The sequence below is a fragment of the Streptomyces sp. 796.1 genome (assembly GCF_047525675.1).
In the GTDB taxonomy this organism is placed as follows: Bacteria; Actinomycetota; Actinomycetes; order Streptomycetales; family Streptomycetaceae; genus Streptomyces.
This window is the reverse complement of the sequence record NZ_JBLIWA010000007.1, coordinates 1-19,370: the sequence shown is the minus strand read 5'-3', so window position 1 is coordinate 19,370 and position 19,370 is coordinate 1. Positions and strand designations below refer to the sequence as shown.

General features: G+C 74.7%; 18 protein-coding genes and 1 pseudogene. 11 read left to right on the top strand and 8 right to left on the bottom strand.

Annotation, left to right across the window (positions count from 1 at the left end; translation table 11 throughout):
• The first annotated feature begins 110 nt into the window (after window positions 1-110).
• Window positions 111-2,645, top strand: coding sequence for a hypothetical protein (locus ACMA1D_RS06770; RefSeq protein ID WP_414722962.1), 2,535 nt, complete (start codon window positions 111-113; stop codon window positions 2,643-2,645).
• A gap of 118 nt (window positions 2,646-2,763) precedes the next feature.
• Here the strand turns inward: ACMA1D_RS06770 and ACMA1D_RS06765 are convergent, their stop codons facing one another.
• The gene (locus tag ACMA1D_RS06765) at window positions 2,764-4,488 is read right to left on the bottom strand and encodes a hypothetical protein (RefSeq protein ID WP_414722961.1); all 1,725 of its coding nucleotides are present in this window, start codon (window positions 4,486-4,488) and stop codon (window positions 2,764-2,766) included.
• A 404-nt stretch (window positions 4,489-4,892) separates the two neighbouring features.
• Here ACMA1D_RS06765 and ACMA1D_RS06760 point away from each other — a divergent pair, with 404 nt between their 5' ends.
• Window positions 4,893-5,339: a DUF6126 family protein gene (locus tag ACMA1D_RS06760; protein WP_414722960.1), complete on the top strand. Its 447-nt coding sequence runs from the start codon at window positions 4,893-4,895 to the stop codon at window positions 5,337-5,339.
• Window positions 5,340-5,481: 142 nt separating this feature from the next.
• Here the strand turns inward: ACMA1D_RS06760 and ACMA1D_RS06755 are convergent, their stop codons facing one another.
• The 3 genes from ACMA1D_RS06755 to ACMA1D_RS06745 all read right to left on the bottom strand — a co-directional run bounded on the left by ACMA1D_RS06755 (window position 5,482) and on the right by ACMA1D_RS06745 (window position 7,089).
• Complete coding sequence (locus ACMA1D_RS06755) at window positions 5,482-5,832, bottom strand: ArsR/SmtB family transcription factor (RefSeq protein WP_414722959.1); 351 nt, start codon at window positions 5,830-5,832, stop codon at window positions 5,482-5,484.
• A gap of 391 nt (window positions 5,833-6,223) precedes the next feature.
• Entirely contained in the window at window positions 6,224-6,595 is a 372-nt protein-coding gene (locus ACMA1D_RS06750; protein ID WP_414723080.1) for an ATP-binding protein, read from the bottom strand.
• A 65-nt stretch (window positions 6,596-6,660) separates the two neighbouring features.
• A complete protein-coding gene (locus ACMA1D_RS06745; RefSeq protein WP_414722958.1) occupies window positions 6,661-7,089 on the bottom strand; it encodes a pyridoxamine 5'-phosphate oxidase family protein in 429 nt (142 codons plus the stop codon).
• 496 nt (window positions 7,090-7,585) lie between these two features.
• Here ACMA1D_RS06745 and ACMA1D_RS06740 point away from each other — a divergent pair, with 496 nt between their 5' ends.
• A complete protein-coding gene (locus ACMA1D_RS06740) occupies window positions 7,586-8,188 on the top strand; it encodes a flavodoxin family protein (RefSeq protein WP_414722957.1) in 603 nt (200 codons plus the stop codon).
• 51 nt (window positions 8,189-8,239) lie between these two features.
• Window positions 8,240-9,124 carry a glucose 1-dehydrogenase gene (locus tag ACMA1D_RS06735; RefSeq protein ID WP_414722956.1) on the top strand — a complete coding sequence of 295 codons (885 nt, stop codon included), beginning with the start codon at window positions 8,240-8,242 and terminating at the stop codon, window positions 9,122-9,124.
• A gap of 60 nt (window positions 9,125-9,184) precedes the next feature.
• On the opposite strand, the gene ACMA1D_RS06730 is transcribed toward ACMA1D_RS06735, so the two are convergent.
• Window positions 9,185-9,955: a 2OG-Fe dioxygenase family protein gene (locus ACMA1D_RS06730; protein ID WP_414722955.1), complete on the bottom strand. Its 771-nt coding sequence runs from the start codon at window positions 9,953-9,955 to the stop codon at window positions 9,185-9,187.
• A 312-nt stretch (window positions 9,956-10,267) separates the two neighbouring features.
• Here ACMA1D_RS06730 and ACMA1D_RS06725 point away from each other — a divergent pair, with 312 nt between their 5' ends.
• The 6 genes from ACMA1D_RS06725 to ACMA1D_RS06700 all read left to right on the top strand — a co-directional run bounded on the left by ACMA1D_RS06725 (window position 10,268) and on the right by ACMA1D_RS06700 (window position 17,125).
• Window positions 10,268-10,963: a HemK2/MTQ2 family protein methyltransferase gene (locus ACMA1D_RS06725; RefSeq protein WP_414722954.1), complete on the top strand. Its 696-nt coding sequence runs from the start codon at window positions 10,268-10,270 to the stop codon at window positions 10,961-10,963.
• On the top strand, window positions 10,947-11,321 hold the full coding sequence (locus ACMA1D_RS06720; protein WP_414722953.1) for a CDGSH iron-sulfur domain-containing protein: 375 nt from the start codon (window positions 10,947-10,949) through the stop codon (window positions 11,319-11,321). Before ACMA1D_RS06725 ends, ACMA1D_RS06720 begins: the two co-directional genes overlap by 17 nt.
• Window positions 11,318-12,331, top strand: a complete 1,014-nt coding sequence (locus ACMA1D_RS06715) for an iron-containing redox enzyme family protein (protein WP_414722952.1) — start codon at window positions 11,318-11,320, stop codon at window positions 12,329-12,331. Before ACMA1D_RS06720 ends, ACMA1D_RS06715 begins: the two co-directional genes overlap by 4 nt.
• 509 nt (window positions 12,332-12,840) lie before the next feature.
• On the top strand, window positions 12,841-13,974 hold the full coding sequence (rsgA, locus tag ACMA1D_RS06710; RefSeq protein WP_414722951.1) for a ribosome small subunit-dependent GTPase A: 1,134 nt from the start codon (window positions 12,841-12,843) through the stop codon (window positions 13,972-13,974).
• Between the two features lie 480 nt (window positions 13,975-14,454).
• Window positions 14,455-15,882 (top strand): dihydrolipoyl dehydrogenase family protein, encoded by a 1,428-nt coding sequence (locus tag ACMA1D_RS06705; RefSeq protein ID WP_414722950.1) that lies wholly within the window; start codon window positions 14,455-14,457, stop codon window positions 15,880-15,882.
• 496 nt (window positions 15,883-16,378) lie between these two features.
• Window positions 16,379-17,125, top strand: a complete 747-nt coding sequence (locus ACMA1D_RS06700; RefSeq protein ID WP_414722949.1) for an ATP-binding protein — start codon at window positions 16,379-16,381, stop codon at window positions 17,123-17,125.
• 86 nt (window positions 17,126-17,211) lie between these two features.
• Here ACMA1D_RS06700 and ACMA1D_RS06695 read toward each other — a convergent pair whose 3' ends face one another.
• Window positions 17,212-17,598: a winged helix-turn-helix transcriptional regulator gene (locus ACMA1D_RS06695; protein ID WP_414722948.1), complete on the bottom strand. Its 387-nt coding sequence runs from the start codon at window positions 17,596-17,598 to the stop codon at window positions 17,212-17,214.
• A gap of 132 nt (window positions 17,599-17,730) precedes the next feature.
• Between ACMA1D_RS06695 and ACMA1D_RS06690 the strand changes: the two genes are divergently transcribed.
• Window positions 17,731-18,141: a RidA family protein gene (locus ACMA1D_RS06690; protein WP_414722947.1), complete on the top strand. Its 411-nt coding sequence runs from the start codon at window positions 17,731-17,733 to the stop codon at window positions 18,139-18,141.
• Between the two features lie 74 nt (window positions 18,142-18,215).
• On the opposite strand, the gene ACMA1D_RS06685 is transcribed toward ACMA1D_RS06690, so the two are convergent.
• Window positions 18,216-18,698, bottom strand: a complete 483-nt coding sequence (locus ACMA1D_RS06685) for a DUF456 domain-containing protein (RefSeq protein ID WP_414722946.1) — start codon at window positions 18,696-18,698, stop codon at window positions 18,216-18,218.
• A gap of 201 nt (window positions 18,699-18,899) precedes the next feature.
• Window positions 18,900-19,370: pseudogene (locus ACMA1D_RS06680) on the bottom strand (hypothetical protein); the annotation flags it as partial.

Below are 19,370 nucleotides of genomic sequence, written 5' to 3'. Positions count from 1 at the left end.
GGGGGGAGCGCGGCGTGGCTGTTCCCGACGGACTGTCCAAGTCCACAAGATCTCTCTACCGTTGGTGCCCGGCCGTGGGGCCAGGCAACGACACAGCAAGAGGGGGCTCTGTGGAAGCCGAGTTGGCGGCGCTCGCTGGGACGGGAGCGGCGACCTTGGTCGCGTTGATGGTGTCCGACGCGTGGACGCGGGGCAGGGCGAGCGTGGCCAGGTTCCTCAGCCGGCGGCGGGGCGGGGCCGCGGAGCCGGACGACGTGGCGGCGGTCGAAGCGGAACTCCAGCGTTCCAGCGCCGCCCTGACCAGGGCCAGGGAGACGGGCGACGAGCGCGTGACGGCCGACGCCGAGCAGGGGCTGCGGGCGCGCCTCGGCGCACTGCTCGCCGAAGACCCGGCCGCCGCCGAGGAGTTGCGCCGGCTGCTGGCCGAGGTGGCGCCGCTGGCCGCCGACGGGCTGACGGTCAACGCGCTCAGCGGCGGCACCCACCACGCGCCCGTCTTCCAGGGCTCGCACCTGCACGGCGACATCACCTTCCACGTCCCGGCGCCCCGCCCCAGCGGGCCGGCCGTCCGCCCCGACCAAGTGCCGGCCCTCACCACGCGGTTCATCAACCGGCGGGCGGACCTGGCCGTGCTCGACGGGTGCTTCGGCCGGGCCGGCCACGGCGCCGACCACCCGGTCGTCGGGGTGCTCACCGGACTGCCCGGGGTCGGCAAGACCGCCACCACCTGGCGCTGGGCCGACACCGCCCGCGCCGCCTTCCCCGACGGGCAGATCTACGTCGACTTCGCGGCCCTGCGCCGGCACGACCGGCCGGGCCTGCGCGGTCCTGCCGACGACCCCGGCGCCGACGTCTCGGAGGCTGCCGCCATGTGTCTGCGGGCGCTCGGCGTCGGCGACGACTTCATGCCCCGCTCGCTGGCCGAACGGACCGCGCTGTTCCGGTCCAGGTCCGCCGCACTGCGCCTCCTCGTCGTCCTCGACGACGTCAACCAGCCGGCCCAGGTCAGGGCGCTGATCCCGAAGGGCAAGGGCAGCGCGGTACTGGTCACCGGCCAGGGCGCGCTCGGCGAGTTGGCGATGGCCGGGGCCACCATGATCCCGTTGGAGCCGCTGGACGCCGAGGGCGGCCTCGCCCTGCTGGCCGACCGGTGCGGCGAGGCCGTCGTGGCCGCCGAGCAGGAGGCGGCCGGGCGCCTGGTGACGCTCTGCGGCGGACTGCCGATCGCACTCCAGGTGGTGGCCGCGCGACTGGGCATGGACGCAGGGTTGACGATGACCGCGCTCGCCGCCGAACTGGAGGACGAGACCGGCCGGCTGGCCGGCCTCTCCCTCGGAGCGGAGAACCCCGTGACCGCAGTCTTCGGCCTCGCCTACCGCCAACTGCCGCCGCCGGCGGCCCGGCTCTACCGGCTGCTTGGCCGGCTGCCGATGGACACCTTCGACGCAGGCGTGGCCGCCGTCGCCGCCGACCGCCCGGCGGCCGAGACCAGGTCGCTGCTCGCGACCCTGGTGGGCGCCGGCCTGCTGACCCCCACCGACGACCGCCGCTACCGGCTGCACGGCCTGGTGCGGCTGCACGCCCACGAGTGCGACGCGGCGGAGCAGACCCCGGTCGACCAGGCCGCGCTGACCGAGCGGGTCACCCTGCACTACCTGGTGCTCACCGCCCTGGCCGACCGGGCGCTGCGCAAGGACCGGCTGCGCATCGCCGACCTCGCCGACCTGCTGCGGGACGCCACCGACCCGTTCGCGGCCACCGGCGGGCCGGCCCCGCTGGAATGGCTCGACGTGGAACGCGCCTCGGTGCTCGCCGTGCTGCGCGCAGCCGCCCGCCAGGCGCAGCACCGGCCCGCCCTGCACACCCGGGTGTGGCAGTTGGCCGAGGCGTTCACGGCGCTGTTCCTGCACCGCAGGTACCTGGGCGCCTGGCAGGAGTCGCTGGAGCTCGGGGCGGACGCGGCAGCCGCGGCCGTGGCGCCGGCCGCCGAGGCGCGGCTGCGCGCCCTCCTCTCCCGCCCCCTGATGGACCTCGGCGCGCACGAGCGGGCCCGCCGCGAGCTGGAGACCGCCGTGGCCTGTGCGGAGATCGCGGACGACCTGGTGCTGCGCGCCTCGGTGCAGGAGTTCCTCGGCCGGTACTGGGATCGCTTCGACCCGGAGCGCGCGATCATCGCGTACGAGACCTCGCTCGACCTCAACCGCCGCGCGCAGGAGCCGCGCGGAGTGGCCATCGCCGCGTACTTCCTGGGCTGCGCGCAGGCCGCCGGCGGCGATCACGGGAGGGCCCTCGCCACGTTGCGCGACGCGCGCCGGGACCTGCTGGCCGGTTCCGAGCCCGACCTGCGGATGGCGGGGCGGGTCACGGCCGCCATCGGCGACACGCTGGACAGGGCGGGCGAGACGGCCGCGGCCGTCGACGCCTTGCAGCAGGCCGCCGCCGACCTGCGCGCGGCCGAGGCCACCAGCTACGAGGCACAGGCGCTGATCCGGCTCGCCGACATCGCCGAGCGCACCGGCGGGCACGGGGCCGACGTGCGGGGGTGGCTCACCCGCGCCCTGGAGATCCACGAGGCGGGCGGCAGCCCGCAGGTGGACGCGTTGCGGGCGCGCATCGACGGGCTGCCGGGCGACGACCAGGGGTAGCGGGCGCGGGGTCGCTGCGGGGCAAGGGTTGCTGCCGGGCACGGGCAGCTACCGGGTGCGCCGCGGCCCGCCGCCGAGCCCGCCGGAGGGGCGCGCGGCGCACGGGCCGGTCCGGCCGCTAGCCGGTGGCCGGTGCCGCGGGGCGCAGTCGGAGGGTGACGTCCTCGGTGCGGGCCGCGCCGATCCGCAGCGTCACCGTCTCGCCGGCGACCGGGTGCCCGGCCCGCAGGCAGCCGTAGACGACGGCGGCCAGCAGGCCGGGCGCCACGTCCCCGCCGGTGGCCACCACCTCCACCACCCGCCCGTCCCGCAGCCCGACCAGCGCGCCGCTGTCCCGTACCGCCGAGGCCGCCAGCAGGCTGCCGGGCAGGTCGGCGAGGGCGGCGTGGGCCCAGCGCAGGGCCTCGGCCGGCGCTGTGGCGGGCGCCCGGCGCACCACCACCGATGCGCTTTCGACCAGCCGGCGGTCGGGTTCCGCATCGCTGGCGGCGAGATGGACGAAGCGGTCGGCGGTCTCCGGCGGTACGGCGCCGGGGCCCGCGTGGTCGAGCACCGTCGCGGGCGTGCGCTCCACGGTGACGCAGGTGCGCCCGGAGCGTTCGGCGACGGCGGTCGCCACCCGCCACGCGGTGGGCGGCGTGACGTCGGGGGCGTCCGGCAGCGGCAGCGCCCTCGCGGTCGGCGGCGGGGTGCCCGGCTCCGGCAGCTTGAGCAGCCGGTAGAGGGCGGTCCGCAGCCGGGCCAGTGCCTGACCGGGGTCGGCGAACGCCTGCCGGGCCACCGCCGCGTACCGCTCGCGCGAGTGGTCCCGTACGGTCTCCTCGATCTGCTGGCGCAGCCCGTGGTGCAGTACGAGCCGCGGCGCCAGGTCCGCGAGCCGGTGCGCCGCGGTGCCCGGCACCGAATCGCTGCCGAACGCGGCGAGCAGCAGCGGCGTGCCGAGCGCCGCCCCGTACAGCGTGACCGAGCCGTGGTCGCCGATGACCACGTCGGCCGCGACCAGGCCGGCGCGCCAGGCGTGCACCGGCGGCATCAGCAGCAGCCCCGCGTCCAGCGCCGGCGCCTGGGTGGTGCGGAGTTGCCAGGTGCCGTGCGCCGACCAGACGTTGGGGTGCACGATGGCGCCGACCCGGAACTCGTCGTGCGGCAACTCGGCGAGCAGCCTGGCCGGCAGGTCAGGTACCTGGCCGAGCAGTGAGGTGGGGCCCCAGGTGGAGCTGACCATCACCAGCCGCTGGTGCTCGGCGATGCCGAGCGCCTCCCGGTAGGCGGCCCGCCACGCGCGGCTGGCCACCAGGTCGTCGTAACAGGCGTCGCCGGCCAGCAGTACCCGCCCGGCGGCCTTGGGGTGCGCCGCGACGAGCTGTTCCTCCTGGCTCGGGTGGGAGACGGCGAGCCAGGCGCGACCCGCCTCCAGGAGCGCGTCCGGCACGACCCCGGACAGCCGCTCGCCGGTGCCCCGGGAGTCCGGCACCAGCTTCTGGAAGCCCACCCCGTGCGGCAGGACGAGGACCGGGCAGTCGCCTTCCGGCACGTCGATGTTCTCGCTCGCGGACAGCACCAGGTCCGGCGCGACCTGCCCCAACTGCTCCCATGGCATGACCCGGCAGCCGGCCCCGTTGAGCAGCGCGAGCACCCCGTCGTTGAAGGCGGACGTCGGGTCGTACGCGAAGACGACGGTCACCCGGCTGTCCCCGCGCAGCAGCGCGGGCAGCGACTCCAGGATGCGGACGGTCGAGGTGACGGTACGGGCGGCGACCACCAGGACGCGCTGGCCGTGGAAGGTGTTCCACCGCTGGGCGTCGTCCCCTACGGGCGCGCGAAGGATCGGATTACCGAGCATCGTGCCCGCCCAGGCTCGCGGCTCGCGGCTCGCGGCTCGCGGCTCGCGGCTCGCGGCTCGCGGCTCGCGCGCCATGGTCCTTATCGCAAATCAACTCGCCCGGCAACCTTTCGCGGAGTCGGTGGATCGGCAGGGGGCGGTCCCACCGTAACCGGGCGGGGCGGGTGGGGGAGTGGTGGGTGTGAGGAGGAGGGAAGGGACACAGGGGGGCGTGGGTGGGAGGGCCAGCAGGCGTGGGTGGGCCTGCGGCACGCGGGGTCGGGGTGTCGTGGCCTAGACTTGCTGAGTTCTGCAATTGGTAAGTTGCTGCGTCCCGCACGCGAGGCGGCTTCGCCCGTACCGGCTCGGGTTCCGTGCCGGGGCGCGCGCCGCCTACCGGGACGTCCAGCCAGGGAGGCCATCCAGTGAGTGGTGAGGCACCGGAGCGCGCCGGCTCCGCTGAGCAGGGCGCGGCCACTCCGGCCGCGAAGCCGCAGACCGTGACGGGGCAGCCGGCAGGGCCGCGGGCCGGGGCGGAGCCGACCGTGGTGGAACCGGCCGAGGCGGCGACGGCCGCGCCGCGCGTGCCGCACGTCGCCGAGGTCCAGCCGGTGGAAGCCGCCACGGCGCAGGCCACCGGAGCGCAGCCGGCCGAAGCGGCCGAGGCGCAGCCGGCGGGGGCGGATCAGGCCCCGGCGCCTGACGCCACCACCGCCCGGGCGAAGGAAGCCGCCGCCGCGAAGACCAAGGAGAGCGAGTCGTGGCTTGAGCGCGGCGTGGCGATCCGCGTCGGGTTCTACGTCTTCGGTACGCACCTGTTCGCCGGCTTCATCTGGCTGCTGTTCTACCTCGGCCAGCACGCCAACAAGTAGCCGCAGCAACCCGTCCGGCGAGCAGCCCCGGCTCACCCGGGCGGCGCGCGGAGTGGGCCGTTCGTCGGGCCGGCCGACGGCGGGGCGGGCCCGCTGCGGTGCGCGGGGCCGTGCCAGCCGGGCCGGTCGCACGCCGGGGCGGCTAGGCCGACGGCTTCGACTTCCCGGTCGCGGCGCGTAGGTCGGCGAGGAGTTCGGCCTGGCTGGTCAGCACGCCGGTCAGGATCGTACGGGCGGTCGCCAGCAGTTCGGCCACGTGCGGCGTGGTCAGCGAGTAGTAGACGGTGGAGCCCTCCTTGCGGGGCACCACCAGGTTCGCGCGCCGCAGTACGGCCAGTTGCTGCGAGAGGTGTGCGGGCTCGACGCCGACTTCGGGCAGCATCTCGGCGACCGCGTGTTCGCGCTCGCTCAGCAGCTCAAGCACCCGGATGCGGACCGGGTGGCCGAGGGTCTTGAAGAATTCGGCCTTGAGCTGGTACAGGGGCGTACTCACTGAACCGGCCTCCCGTTCCGCCCGTGGGCGACCGGCCACCGGTGCCGTCGCCGCGAATGCTCCGCGCGGTCCGTCCGCCCAGAATCCAACAACCTGCGCCATCCTCCCCGCGCGGGGACCGTGCGGGAACCACCCCGAGCCGGTCTGCCGAGCCGTCGTCGCGGGCGGCCCGCGCCGTGGACCTCCGCGCGATGCGCACGCCCGACCGGCGGGATCGCGCCCTTCAACTTAGCACTGCACCCGGCAGGTCCCCGCGCCGTGCGCGCCCCGCCGCCCGCCCCGGCCTGCGCCGCCACCGGCGGGTTCGGGCCGGTGGGCCGCGGCCCGTGCGGTGCCCGCGCCGGGTGCGGACCCATGCCGCGCGGGCGTCGGCCGCTGCCCCGCCCGCGCGTCACAGCGGCAGCACGATCCACACGCTCTTGCCGCCGCCGTCGGCGTCCCGCTGCACGCTGGCGGTGCCGTCGAGGCCGAGCGTGAGCTCGGCGACGGTGGCCAGACCGCTGCTGCCGGGCATCGAGCCGGACAGCAGGGGCTGGTACGGGTGCCGGTCGTGCACTCCGAACGCCAGGGTCTGTCTGCTCGCCGCGTACACGACGGTGACCTGCGAGGAGAGGTCCGCCGCATGGCGCACGCTGTTGGTCACCAACTCGCTGAGGATCAGCAGCGCGGGATCGGTGACCGGGTGGCGCACCAGGCCGTTGATGCCCCATTCGGTCAGGGCCAGTTCGGCGGTCTCGCGGGCCATCCGCACCGCGGCCGGCATCGTCGGCAGGGTCAGTACGTGCCGGTAGGGCAGCGCGGTGACCTCGGCGAACCCATTGGGGTCGATCACGGGCGCGGCCCCGCGGGGGAGAGCCGGAACCCGGTCACCGACTGTGGGAGGAGCCGGACGAGCGTGTCGTGCGGGCCGTGTATCCAGCCGGTCAGGGTGCGCCGGTAGTGGGCCACCTCGTCCCGGTCGGTGAGGAGTTCGGCGGGCCCGCTGACGGTCAGGCTCCAGCCGGCGCCCTTCCCGGCGGCGGTCGGCCAGGCGTCGACGTGGTACGCCACCGGCGCCCCGCCCTGTCGCAGCGCGGCGCCCGGCACCGGCGCGCGGACGACCAGGTGGCCGTGGGCGAGCACGTGGGCGGCGGGTCGGAGGGCGGGAGCGCCGCGGTGCGGATAGACCAGTCGTCCGCTGCTGCTGCCCTCCAGCAGGTACAGGGCCTCCGCCCCCGATACCTCAACCAGGCGGTGGGCGGCGTCAGTTGGGCTCATCGGGCGGTTCCTCGGCTGGCGGGACGGACGGGCTGCGTACGACGGTGCCCCCGGGCCCGGCGGCCGGTGGGACCCGGTCCAGGCCCCGGCCTCGCAGGACGAGACCGACCCGACCCCGTCCACCCCGACCCCAGCTCTCCCGCGTGCGCCCCCGCCGTCGCCGGTGCGCGCGCACGCCCTGGGGCGAGGCCCGGAGCGCCCGCGGACACCTTTGGACACGGCCCACACCATCTAATGAATTGCAAAGTTTCGCAATTCCGTGCATCCGGTGGTGCGTGGGGCGAGAAGCGGCGCAGCGCCCCACCTGCTCGGCCGGTCGCCCCGACCGCCCCGGCCCGTGCACCGCCGTACCCGGCCGGCGCGCTGGGAGGTACCCGCGCGCGGTGCCTCGCCGTACCCGGCCGGCGTCCCGCCGTACCCGCCCGCCGTGCGGGGGCCCGGCCCGGCGGGCAGGCTGGGTGCAGCACAGCGGTCACCGGAGCGATCGGAGAAGGCCATGCCCCGCGCACTCGCCCTCGTCTGCACCCTCACCCCGTCCCCCGAGCCGTCCAGCAGCCACCTGCTGGCCACCCAGGTGATGGGGGAACTGGCGGGCCTGGGGGTGACGGGAGAGGTGATCCGCGTCGCTGACCACGAGGTGAAGCCCGGCGTATCGGTCGACATGGGCGACGGCGACGCCTGGCCGACGCTGCGCGAGAAGGTGCTGGCCGCCGACATCCTGCTGCTCGCCACGCCGATCTGGCTCGGCCACCCCTCCAGCCTCGCCCAGCGGGTCCTGGAACGGCTCAACGCCGACATCTCCGAGACCGACGGGGAAGGCCGCCAGCTCCCGTACGGGAAGGTGGGCGTGGTGGCCGTCGTCGGCAACGAGGACGGCGCGCACCACGTCAGCGCCGAGCTCTTCCAGGGCCTGAACGACCTCGGCTTCTCCCTCGCCCCCGGAGCCGTGGCGTACTGGGTCGGCGAGGCCCAACAGGGCACCGACTACCAGGACCTGGACCAGACGCCCGAGTCCGTCAAGGACGCCGTCCGGACCCTCGCGCTGAACGCCGCACACCTGGCGAAGCTGCTGAGCTCGTCGCCGTACCCGCCGAGGTGACCCGACTGGCCCGCCCCGCCCGCGCACCACTGGCACGTCGAGGAGGTTCTCGTGTCGGAAGACCCGTCCGCCGACCCCACCAGCCGTCACCCGCGTCCGCCACTGCCCGAGCAGGACCAGGAGTACCCGGGGAGCACCGCGGCGATGGACCCGCAGCCCGACCACGGTGAGGACAGCTACCGGGGGCACGGGGTGCTCGCCGGCCGGACCGCCGTGATCACCGGTGGCGACTCGGGGATCGGCCGGGCCGTCGCCCTCGCCTACGCCCGCGAAGGGGCGGACGTCGTCTTCACGCACCTCCCCGAGGAACGCGAGGAGGCGGAGCGGACCGCGGCACTCGTCCGGGACGCGGGCCGCCGGGTACACGCGGTGGTGTGCGACATCCGCGCGGAGGACGCCTGCCGGGAACTGGTCGACCGGGCCGTTCGCGAGTTCGGCCGCATCGACGTCCTCGTCAACAACGCGGCCTACCAGATGTCCCAGCCCGACGGCATCTCGGCGATCTCCACCGAGCAGTTCGACCGCGTGCTGCGCACCAACCTCTACGGGATGTTCTGGCTGACGAAGGCCGCGCTGCCACACGTCCCGCGGGGCGGATCGGTCATCAACACCACCTCCGTCCAGGCGTACAAGCCAAGCCCCCACCTGCTGGACTACGCCATGACCAAGGGGGCGATCGTCACCTTCACCCACGGGCTGGCGCAGATGCTCGCCGAGGACGGCATCCGGGTCAACGCGGTGGCCCCGGGTCCCGTGTGGACCCCGCTGATCCCGGCGACCCTCCCGGGCACCGCCGACTTCGGTGAGCAGTCGCCCCTCGGGCGGCCGGCCCAGCCCGCTGAGATGGCCCCCGCCTACGTGTTCCTGGCCTCCCCGCAGGCGAGTTACATCACCGGCGAGGTCGTCAACGCCACCGGCGGCATCCCGCTGCCCTGACACGCGGCAGCGGCGCGCCCCAAGCGCCGGGCACCGGGCACGGCACCACGAGCTCGGGCTCTACGCCGGCGTGAAGGTGGTCACCAGTACGTCCCGGCGGGCCGGTCGCGCGGGGTCCTCGGGCCGCAGCGCGGACACCTCGTGCCACGTGCGGCGGTCGTCCCCGACGAGCAGTGTTCCCGGCTCGTCGAGCACCGCCGTCAGGAGGGGCGTGCCGGCCGGCGTCGTCACGGTGCTCTGCCCGCCGGTGGCGTTGGCCCGGTCGACCAGCAGCGTGGACACCAGCGTCACGCCGTCCTGGTGCCGCCCCTCCGGCGTGGGCTCGCCGCTCGCCCCCGCGGAGGCGAGCACCCGGAACGGGTGCACGTGCACGGTCCACTCCGGCGGACCGTCGAGGCCCTGCGCCAGCGTCCCGAGCAGGCGCAGCAGCCGCGCGAGCACCGGATCGGCGACGAACGCGCCGGTCAGCGGCTCGAAGGCCCGTTGCTCCCCGTCGTGCAGCGGATTGGTGCCGCTCGGCTGGACGAAGGGCACGTGCGGACGCGCGGTGAGCGTCCCGGTCGCCGGGGTGAACGAGAAGACGCCGTACCGCCGCTGCCGCACGCTGCCCCGCGCGGCGGCGTACGGGTCAGGTGCCAACTCCTCCCAGCCGGCCCGGAACCGGGCCCACGCCTCCTCCCGGTCCGCCGCCAGCAGGCCGCGGACGGTGGGGGCGGCCATCAGGTGCGCGCCGCCACCCGTCAGGTGCGCGACCGCCGCCCGCACGTCGCCACTGTTCGTCCCGGCCCCGTCCGTCGCGGTCGAGGGCGTAGCGCCCGCGCTCGTGTCCACATCGCCTCCTCGTCAGGAGGCCGCCCCCAGGGGTGGGGTGCGGCGTGGTTACCGACGGGCCCCGGGTACCCGCCGGGCACCGTTCCTCACTCCCGCGATCGCCGGCCGCCCCGGCCGGCAACGCCCCGTACCCAGCGCCCCGTCCCTCTCCCCCCGGCCGGCGAGGCGGTGGCGCGCCTGCTCGCGCCGCTGACGGGGCGGCGGGGCAGAAGGGCGGAAGGCAGGTGTGGTCCCGGCCCCGAGGGGCACTCGGGAGGCCAGCGGGGCCACGGGGAGCCCCGGGTGCTCGTCCCCCTCAGCGAAAGGGCCCCCATGGTGAGTCCGACCGTCGCTGGCGCCGTCCCGCGGCTCCCCCCGGTGGTGACCATCCCCGGGGTCTACGCACCGCAGGACGACACGCGGCTGCTGGCCGCCGCGCTGGCCCGCGAGGGCGTCGCCCGCGGCGCCGACGCACTCGACCTGTGCACGGGCAGCGGCGTCCTCGCGATCGAGGCGGCCCGGCACGGCGCCCGGGTGACGGCTGTCGACATCTCCCGCCGGGCGCTGTGGAACACCCGCATCAACGCGCTGCTCGCGCGGCGGCGGGTGCGGGTGCGCCGCGGCGACCTGACCGCGCCCCTGCCCCCGGGCGGCCGGTTCGACCTGATCGTCAGCAACCCGCCCTACGTACCCGCCCCGCCGGCCGCCACGGTCGCCGCACACGGGCCGGGCCGGGCCTGGGACGCCGGCCCGGGCGGCCGGCTGCTGCTGGACCGGATCTGCGACGACGTACCGCCCCTGCTCCGGCGCGGCGGCCTGCTCCTGCTGGTCCACTCGGCTCTGTGCGGGCCGGAAGAGACCCTGCTGCGCCTCACCTCCGCCGGACTGGACGCCTCCGTCAGCGAGCGGACCCGCATCCCGTTCGGCCCGGTGCTGCGCGAACGCTGGGCCTGGCTGCGGGAGCGCGGCCTGTTGGCGCCCTGGGACGAGAGCGAGGAACTGGTGGTCATCCGTGCCCACTGCCCCTGAGCGCGAGCCGCGCCGCATCCGGACCGAGCCCGGCGGCCCGCTGCTGATCGACGGCCCGGTGGAGGCGGTGCTTGACGACGGCACCGCGGTCGTCTCCGACCGCCCCGTGGTCGCGATCTGTATGTGCGGGCGCAGCCGCATCCGCCCCTGGTGCGACACCAGCCACCGGCGCCGCCCGCGCAAAGCCCCCGCACGGGGCGACGGGCCCCACGACGGCCGGGACGGGGCCCACGGCGAGTCGGGCGACGGAGCCCACCGAAGTGACGCCGCCCACCGGAGCGACGGAGGCGCCGGAGGCAACGGAAACGACGCCGGAGGCAACGGAAGTGACGGACGCGACGGAGGGGAAACACCGTGACCGTGCTCTGCGCACCACCGACCCGCCCCCGACCGCCCCGCGCGCGGGGCACCCTCTCGGACGCCGTCCTCACCCGCCTGGCCAGCGGCACCTCGCCGCTCCCGCCCTCCGCCGAGGCCGCCCGCGCCGATCCGTACGGGGACGATCTCCAACTCGCCCTCTACGCCCTGTACGAACTCCACTACCGGGGCTTCGACGGCGTGGACGACCGCCTCGAATGGGATGCGGAACTCCTGCGGCTGCGGGCCGGGTTGGAGGACCGGTTCCTGACCGCCCTGCGCGCCGACGCCCGGGCCGGCGGCGGTGCCCAGCAGGCGCTGGCCGAGCTGATGGACGAACCGGCCGGCGGCCGGGGCAGCGTGAGCCACTTCCTGCTGCGCCACGGCGAACTGTGGCAACTGCGGGAGTACGCGGCCCTGCGCTCCCTCTACCACCTCAAGGAGGCCGACCCCCAGCTCTGGGTGGTGCCGCGGCTCACGGGGCGGGCGAAGGCGGGCATGGTCGCCGTCGAGTACGACGAGTTCGGCGCCGGCCGGGCCGAAGCGATCCACGCCCGGCTCTACGCCGACCTGTTGGCGGACCTCCAGGTCGCCGGCGGCTACGGCGCGCACCTGGACGCGGCGCCGGCCGAGATGCTGTCCGTGGTGACGATGATGTCCCTGTTCGGCCTGCACCGGGCCCACCGCGGGGCCCTGGTCGGCCACTTCGCCGCCGTGGAAGTGACCTCGTCGCCGGCGTCGGCGCGGCTGGCCGACGCCCTGCGCCGCTGCGGCGGGGGACCGGCGGCCCAGCGCTTCTACGACGAACACGTCGAGGCGGACGCCGTGCACGAACAACTCGTCCGGCACGAGGTCGTCGCCGGACTCCTGGCCGACGAGCCCTCGCTGGAGCCCGACGTCGTCTTCGGCATCCGCGCCACGAGCCTGCTGGAGGACCGGTTGACCGCCCGCCTGCTCGCCTCCTGGAACGCGGGGCGCAGCGCGTTGCGGCCCGGGCGCGGGGCGGCCTGACGGGCCGAACGGAGCCCCGGGGCGGACGCTGCGCCCGGTGCCACAGGCCGGGTCCGGAGTGTCCGTCGGGCACCTCCCGCCGCCCGCGGAAAATCGCTGGCCCCCACTCCGGGTACGGGCTACGGTTGCCCCGTTCTGCCGCAGCGAGGGCCAGCCAAGGCCCGGGGCTCGTCCCCGGCCGGCCACCGACGGACCGGTTCCGCAATCCGTACCGACGGATCGGTTCCGTATCCCTGTCGGTGCCAGCGCCGTCAACGCCGGCGACGGTGTCGACGGCGGTGACCGGTGTCGACGTCGGGCCAAGGTGCCGCACCAGCGGCGGAGCAGCGGAATCGGATCAGTGGAACAGGCAGAGGAAGAGGTGGGGACAGTGACGACGGTCATGGTCGCGGGCGCCGCCCGTACTCAGGAGTTCATCCTTTCCACCCCTGTGGTCTCCGGCTGACACCCACACCTCCGCGCGTCGTACGCGCCTGCGCCGGGGCCACCCTCCGAAGGGTTTCCCCACCTTGTCCAGCAATGCGCTCAACCCGTCATCTTCTGCTGCCTCCAGCGAGACCGACGTCGATCTGGCCCCGTACGGCTGGGACGCCGGCTGGGAGGCCGAGTTCGCCCCGTACGCCGAACAGGGCCTGGTGCCCGGCCGCGTCGTCCGCGTCGACCGCGGTCAGTGCGACTGCATCACCCCGGCCGGTCTGATCAGGGCCGACACCGAGTACGTCACCCCGCACGACCCGCTGCGCGTGGTGTGCACCGGAGACTGGGCGGCGGTCGACCCGGTCGGCGGCGACCCGCGGTACGTACGGACGCTGCTGCCGCGCCGCACCTCCTTCGTCCGCTCCACGTCCTCGCAGCGCTCCGAGGCGCAGATCCTCGCCGCCAACGTGGACCACGCGATCATCGCCGTCTCGCTCGCGGTCGAACTCGACCTCGGGCGCGTCGAACGCTTCCTCGCCCTGGCGTGGGAGTCCGGCGCGACCCCCCTGGTCGTCCTCACCAAGGCCGACCTCGTCGGCGACGAGGCCACGCTCGGCCACCTGCTCGCCGACACCGAGGCCACTGCGCCCGGCGTGCAGGTGCTCGCCGTGAGTGCGGCCACCGGCGCGGGCATGGACGTCCTGGCCGCCTCGCTCGCCGGCGGCACGGCCGTACTGCTCGGCCAGTCGGGTGCCGGCAAGTCCACCCTGGCCAATGCGCTGGTCGGCGCCGATGAGCAGGTGGTGCAGGCCACCCGCGACGCCGACGGCAAGGGCCGGCACACCACGACCACCCGCAACCTGCTCGCCCTGCCGTGGGGCGGGGTGCTCATCGACACCCCCGGGCTGCGCGGCGTCGGCCTGTGGGACGCGGAGGGCGGCGTGGCCCGCGCGTTCGCCGAGATCGAGGCGCTGGCCGCGGAGTGCAGGTTCCACGACTGCGCGCACGAGAGCGAGCCCGGCTGTGCGGTGCTCGCCGCCCTGGACGCCGGCGAACTCCCCCCGCGCCGCCTGGACAGCTACCGCAAACTGCTCCGCGAGAACGAGCGCATCGCCGCCCGCACGGACGCCCGCCTCCGGGCCGAGATGCGCCGCGACTGGAAGCAGCGGCAGGCCCTGGGCCGCCACATGATGGAGCGCAAGCGCGGCCCGATGCGCAAGCCGTAGCGGGGGGAGCGGGTGAGCCCGTGGCCCGAGTTCCCGGCGACCGGCGGCCCGTGTCCGCGGCCGGCGGCGTGCGCGCTCCGGGCTGCGGACCCCGGCGCCCCGGCGCCCGGCCCCGGCCCGCGGAGACGCCGAACCGGGAACGCGGCGTACGGGGTACGGGGCGGCGGCGCTGAGGTGAGGGACGCGAGGTGAGAACGGCGAGCCCGGGGGTACTCCGTACGGACGCCCCTGGGGGCGGCGGCGCGGCCATCCGCGCATCCGGCTGGCCGGGGTCGGCGGGGCGGGGTAAGGATGGGGCCGTGCGGGGCGCGTACGACGGTCCGCGGTCGCGCTCGTGACCGCGGACGCGGGCGTGGCCGTACCGGTGGCCGCAGGCCCGCGGCCCCGGACCGGGCCACGCCGGCTAGCGCCCCGCCCGCAGCCGTTGCCGCATGTCCCTGCCCCAGTGCCGAAAGAGAGCGGGTTGTGATGGACGCCGCCATGGATACGTACGACGTGATCGTCCTGGGCGCGGGCCCGGTGGGCGAGAACCTGGCCGACCGGGCCCATGCGGCGGGCCTGTCCGCCGTGGTGGTGGAGAGCGAACTCGTCGGCGGCGAGTGCTCGTACTGGGCGTGCATGCCGAGCAAGGCACTGCTGCGTCCGGTCATCGCCCGGGCCGACGCGCGGCGCACCCCGGGGCTGCGGGAGGCCGTGGCCGGGCCGCTCGACGCCCCGGCGGTCCTCGCCCACCGGGACGCGTTCGCCTCGCACTGGAAGGACGAAGGACAGGCCCGGTGGCTGGACTCGGTCGGGATCGACCTGGTCCGCGGGCACGGGCGGCTCGACGGGCCGCGCCGGGTCACCGTCACGACGCCGGACGGGCAGCGGCGCACGCTGACCGCGCGGCACGCCGTCGCGGTCTGCACCGGCAGCCGCGCCGCGCTGCCCGATCTGCCGGGCCTGGCGGACGCCAAGCCGTGGACGAGCCGCGAGGCCACCAGCGCTGCCGCGGTACCGGGGCGGCTCGCGGTGGTCGGCGGGGGCGTCGTCGCGGTGGAGATGGCCACCGCCTGGCGCGCGCTGGGGTCGGCCGTGACCCTGCTGGTGCGCGGCGACGGACTGCTGCCGCGGATGGAACCGTTCGCGGGCCGACTGGTCGCCGACGCGCTCACCGAGGCCGGCGCCGACCTGCGCTTCGGTACGTCCGTGACGGAGGTGCGGCGCGCCGACCCGGCGGGCCCCGTCACGCTCACGCTCGCCGATGGGGCCACCGTGGAGGCGGACGAGGTGCTGTTCGCTACGGGCCGCGCCCCGCGCACCGACGACCTCGGTCTGGAGACCGTGGGCCTGACACCGGGCACCTGGCTTGAGGTGGACGACACGTGTCAGGTGCAGGACGTGCCGGGCGGTTGGCTGTACGCGGTCGGCGACAGCAACCACCGGGCGCTCCTGACCCACCAGGGCAAGTACCAGGCCCGCATCGCCGGCGCCGTCATCGCCGCCCGCGCCCAGGGCCTGCCCCTCCTGGAAACCGACCCCTGGGGCGCCCACGTCGCCACCGCCGACCGCGCCGGCGCCCCCCAGGTGGTCTTCACCGACCCGGAGGTCGCCGCGGTCGGCCTCACCGCGGCCGAGGCGGAACGGGCCGGCCACCGGATCCGCGTGATCGACCACGACCTGGCCCAGGTAGCCGGCGCCAGCCTGTACGTCGACGGCTACCGCGGCCAAGCCCGCCTGATCGTCGACGAAGACCGAGGCCACGTCATCGGCGCCACCTTCGCGGGCCCAGCCGTAGGCGAACTCCTCCACTCGGCGACCCTGGCGGTGGTCGCCGAAATCCCCATCGAACGCCTTTGGCATGCGGTGCCGGCTTATCCGACGGTTAGTGAGGTTTGGTTGCGGTTGTTGGAGAGTTACCGGGGGTAGGCGCGGCCGTTAAGTACACACGGTGGTGGCAGCCGGCTGCCGGCGGGCGGTCACGGCGCGCGGTGTGAATGGCCGTTGCTGAGGTGGTGGTGGGTCGGTGCCGTGGGGTGCGCCCGGGCTGCCTCGCCTGTGGTCCCGCCTGCCTGGGGCGATGAGGCGCAGCGAATGCGAAGGGGACGCAACTCCCGTTTGATGGTCCTTGATTTCCTGGCCCGGTCAAGAGCCGGACCAGGAACGGATGGCCTGTCATGCGGGGCGAGATGGGCACACTGCGCCCGTCGGTCGTGGCCAGGATCGGTACGGGCCCGAAGCGGCAGCCCTTAGGGCAGGGGGGAAAGATCATCCCAGCGGAGTTGGCGGCCGGGGGCGGGGTGGGTGCGGGAGGTGGCGGCGGGAGGTTTCAGAGCCGACCGAGGTGAGCAGGAATGTATGGAGCCCTCTGATGTGGCTCGTCTGCACGTGACCACCATCTCGCCGCAGCTCATGAGGGGCACCCATGAAAAAGGGTCGATTCGAAGTGGAGAAGCCCCGCACGGGCGGGGACCAGGACGGCTCGATACAGCCGGCGCACCTGGGTCGTGGACGATCCCCGCTCATGCGAGGGCTACACATCCTGGTGCTGGGCATGGAGGCTAGCAAGTTTTGCTTAGTCGGGGACTCGGGCTGGAGTTGGAACGCGATGGTGCGGCGTGCCTCGTTGTTCATGCACGCTATCAGGCGTCTGATGGGAGCGCCTGGCTCTCTACGATTGACGTATTGCAGATGTGTCCTTCGCGGTTCGAGTAGATCTCCAAGTGGCGAGTGCGAGAGGCCGTGGGGAAAGAAGGCCATAGGAGACGTCTGGCGGAGAAAGTTTCCACGCGATATGCGAAGTATCCAGGATGTTTGGTCTTGGGCTAAGGGCTTCTTTCGAGAGGAGGCTCAAGCGTGGAATGCCAGGTCGATCTTCGGTGAGTTGGGCGCGAATGCAGTGAAGCATGGTGACAACGGCAGAGGTGACGGGGAAATCTATGTGGAAGTTCTCACGTCAGGTCCGAAGGTTGCCGTATCTATCGAGCATACGGGCGGGGCGGGGAAAGGGATTCCAAAACTGAGGTATGTGGGTACGGAGTCCGAGGGAGGGCGAGGACTTCACATCGTTTGCGCGCTCGCCGAACAAGTCGTAGTGCACAGGGGCCGTGATGGCTGGAGAATCGTCGCGTTTCTGCGTTCTGGTGAGGAAGGCGTAGGCCGCCCATCCTGAACCACCCGAATTCGCTCAGGCGCCTCTCGCCCTGCTCGTTGCCGGAATCGCCATATCCCCGCCTCCAACCACCACCTGACCCCCACTCAATTCCCTTCCCCCTCCCCCTCCCGCTCATCAAACTCCGCACGGGCCCGCTCGATGGCGGGTAGTTGCTCGTCTGCCCAGGCCAGCAGGGTGTCGATCGGGGGCCGCAGGGTCTTGCCCAAGGGGGTGATGCGGTAGGTCACCGCTACGGGGCGGGTGGCGGTGATGTCGCGGGTCACCACGCCGTTGCGTTCTAGGCGGCGCAGGGTGGCGGTCAGGGACTTCTGGGTGACCTGGGGGATCGCTCGGCGTAGTTCGTTGAAGCGGCAGGGGTGTTCGCACAGTTCGTTGAGGACGCTGAGGGACCACTTGTCGAGTACCTGGTCGAGCAGTTCTCGGTGGGGGGCGGGGATGCGGAGTTCGTGCCCGGGGTGCGCGGTATCCATGGCGAAACCTGGTCTCGTTGAAGTGGCCTTTGGCTACTAAGTATCTTCCGGATACCTCGACCGGATGCCAAGGGGCCGAGGAAGACCTCGTACGTATACGCGTACGCATGTGCACACGAAGGAGACGCCGTCGTGGCCGTCCGTCAGTTCACCCCGCGGGGCATGTTGCAACCCACCCCCTACCACCACGTCGCCGTCGGCACCGGCAGCCGGCACGTGCACGTCAGCGGGCAGATCGCCCGCGCTGCGGACGGGACCCCGGTGGCGCCCGGTGATCTTGCCGGGCAGGTCGGCCATGCGCTGCGGAACACCGCGCTCGGGCTGGCCGGGGCGGGCGCTTCGTTCGCCGATGTGTTGCGGCTGACCTTCTACGTGACCCGGTGGCGCCCGGAGCTGATCGGGCCCTTCATGGCCGGCGTGGAGGCCGTCGCCGATGAGGTCGGGCTGTCGCTGCCGATGCCCCCGGCCTCCCTCATCGGTGTCGATTTCCTCTTCGAGCCGGACGTGCTGGTCGAGGTCGAGGCGACCGCGCTGCTCGATTGAGGGGCGGGGCGCGTACTGCGGGCCGGCGGGGGCCGGGCCCCGCGCCGGGGCGCGGCGCGCTTCCCGCCTGCCGGTCAGCCGAAGACCACGGCCGCGACCCAGGCCGCCGTGATCAGCAGGCAGATGACGAGTTCGATCAGTACGGCGTAGCCGATGGCGCGGAGGGCGTTGCGGGTGGAGACCCAGGCCGGGCCGTGGGCGCCCAGGCGGATGCGTTCGGCGGTGTAGAGGCCGGCGAGGAAGCCGGGTACGGCACCGACGACGGGCAGCAGGACGAAGCCGGCGCCCGCGGTGGTCGCGGCCAGGAGCAGGGTGCCGCGGGTGATGCCGGAACCCTGCATGCTGCGGGCCGGCAGCAGCCAGCGGAGCGCCTGGTTGAGCAGGAGCAGGGCCGTTGCGCAGGCCAGTAGGCCCCAGGCCACGGTGGTCTTCTCCGCCATCGACCACCAGAGCACCCCGGCCCACACCAGCAGCGGCCCGGGCACGCCCGGCAGGACGACGCCCACCAGCCCGAAGAGCAGCACCAGGCCGTCGAGGACGAGTTGCCCAGTACCCATGGCCCCAGGTTGCCGGACCAGGCACCGAAGCGCCCGGCGAGCGGACCGCGGGGGCGGGCGCCGTGGGGTGGCTCGGCCGTTGGGCGATTGGCGCGTACGGGGCTGTCGCCTGCTGGGGTGGGGGCTTCGGCGCAGGTCAGGGTGGTGGCTGCGATTCCGGCGGCCAGGGTCTGGGCGGCGGCCCCGTGCGCGTGCCGGTAGTCAGCCGTTCACGGCGGCGGTGCCCTCGCGCAGGGCCGGCCGGTCGCCCACGCCCGCACCGCCGCCGTCTCCGCCGCCCGCCCCGCGGGGCGCCGTCCCCTCGCGCGCGGCCGACCCGTCGCGTACGGCTGCCGCCCCGTCGGCCGGGACCACCCCGCCACCGGCGGCCGGCCCGGGCCCCTCGCCCGCCGCGCCTCCGTAGGCCGCCCCCTCGTGCCGTTCGCCTTCGTCCCGTGCGCCTTCGTGCGGCGCGCCTTCGTATCGCGCGCTCGCGCGCGGGACGCCCGCGGATGGCGTGGCCTCGAACGGCACGCCTGCGTACGGCGTACCCGCGGGCGCCCCGCCGCTGCCGCGCACGGTCCGACCCCCGGGAGCCGCCGCGGCCGGTCGGGGCGCGGGGGCGGTCGGCGTCGTCCCGCCGGCAAGCGCTGCGGGGGCCGCCGTCCCCCGCGCGCCGCCGCGGGTCGGGCC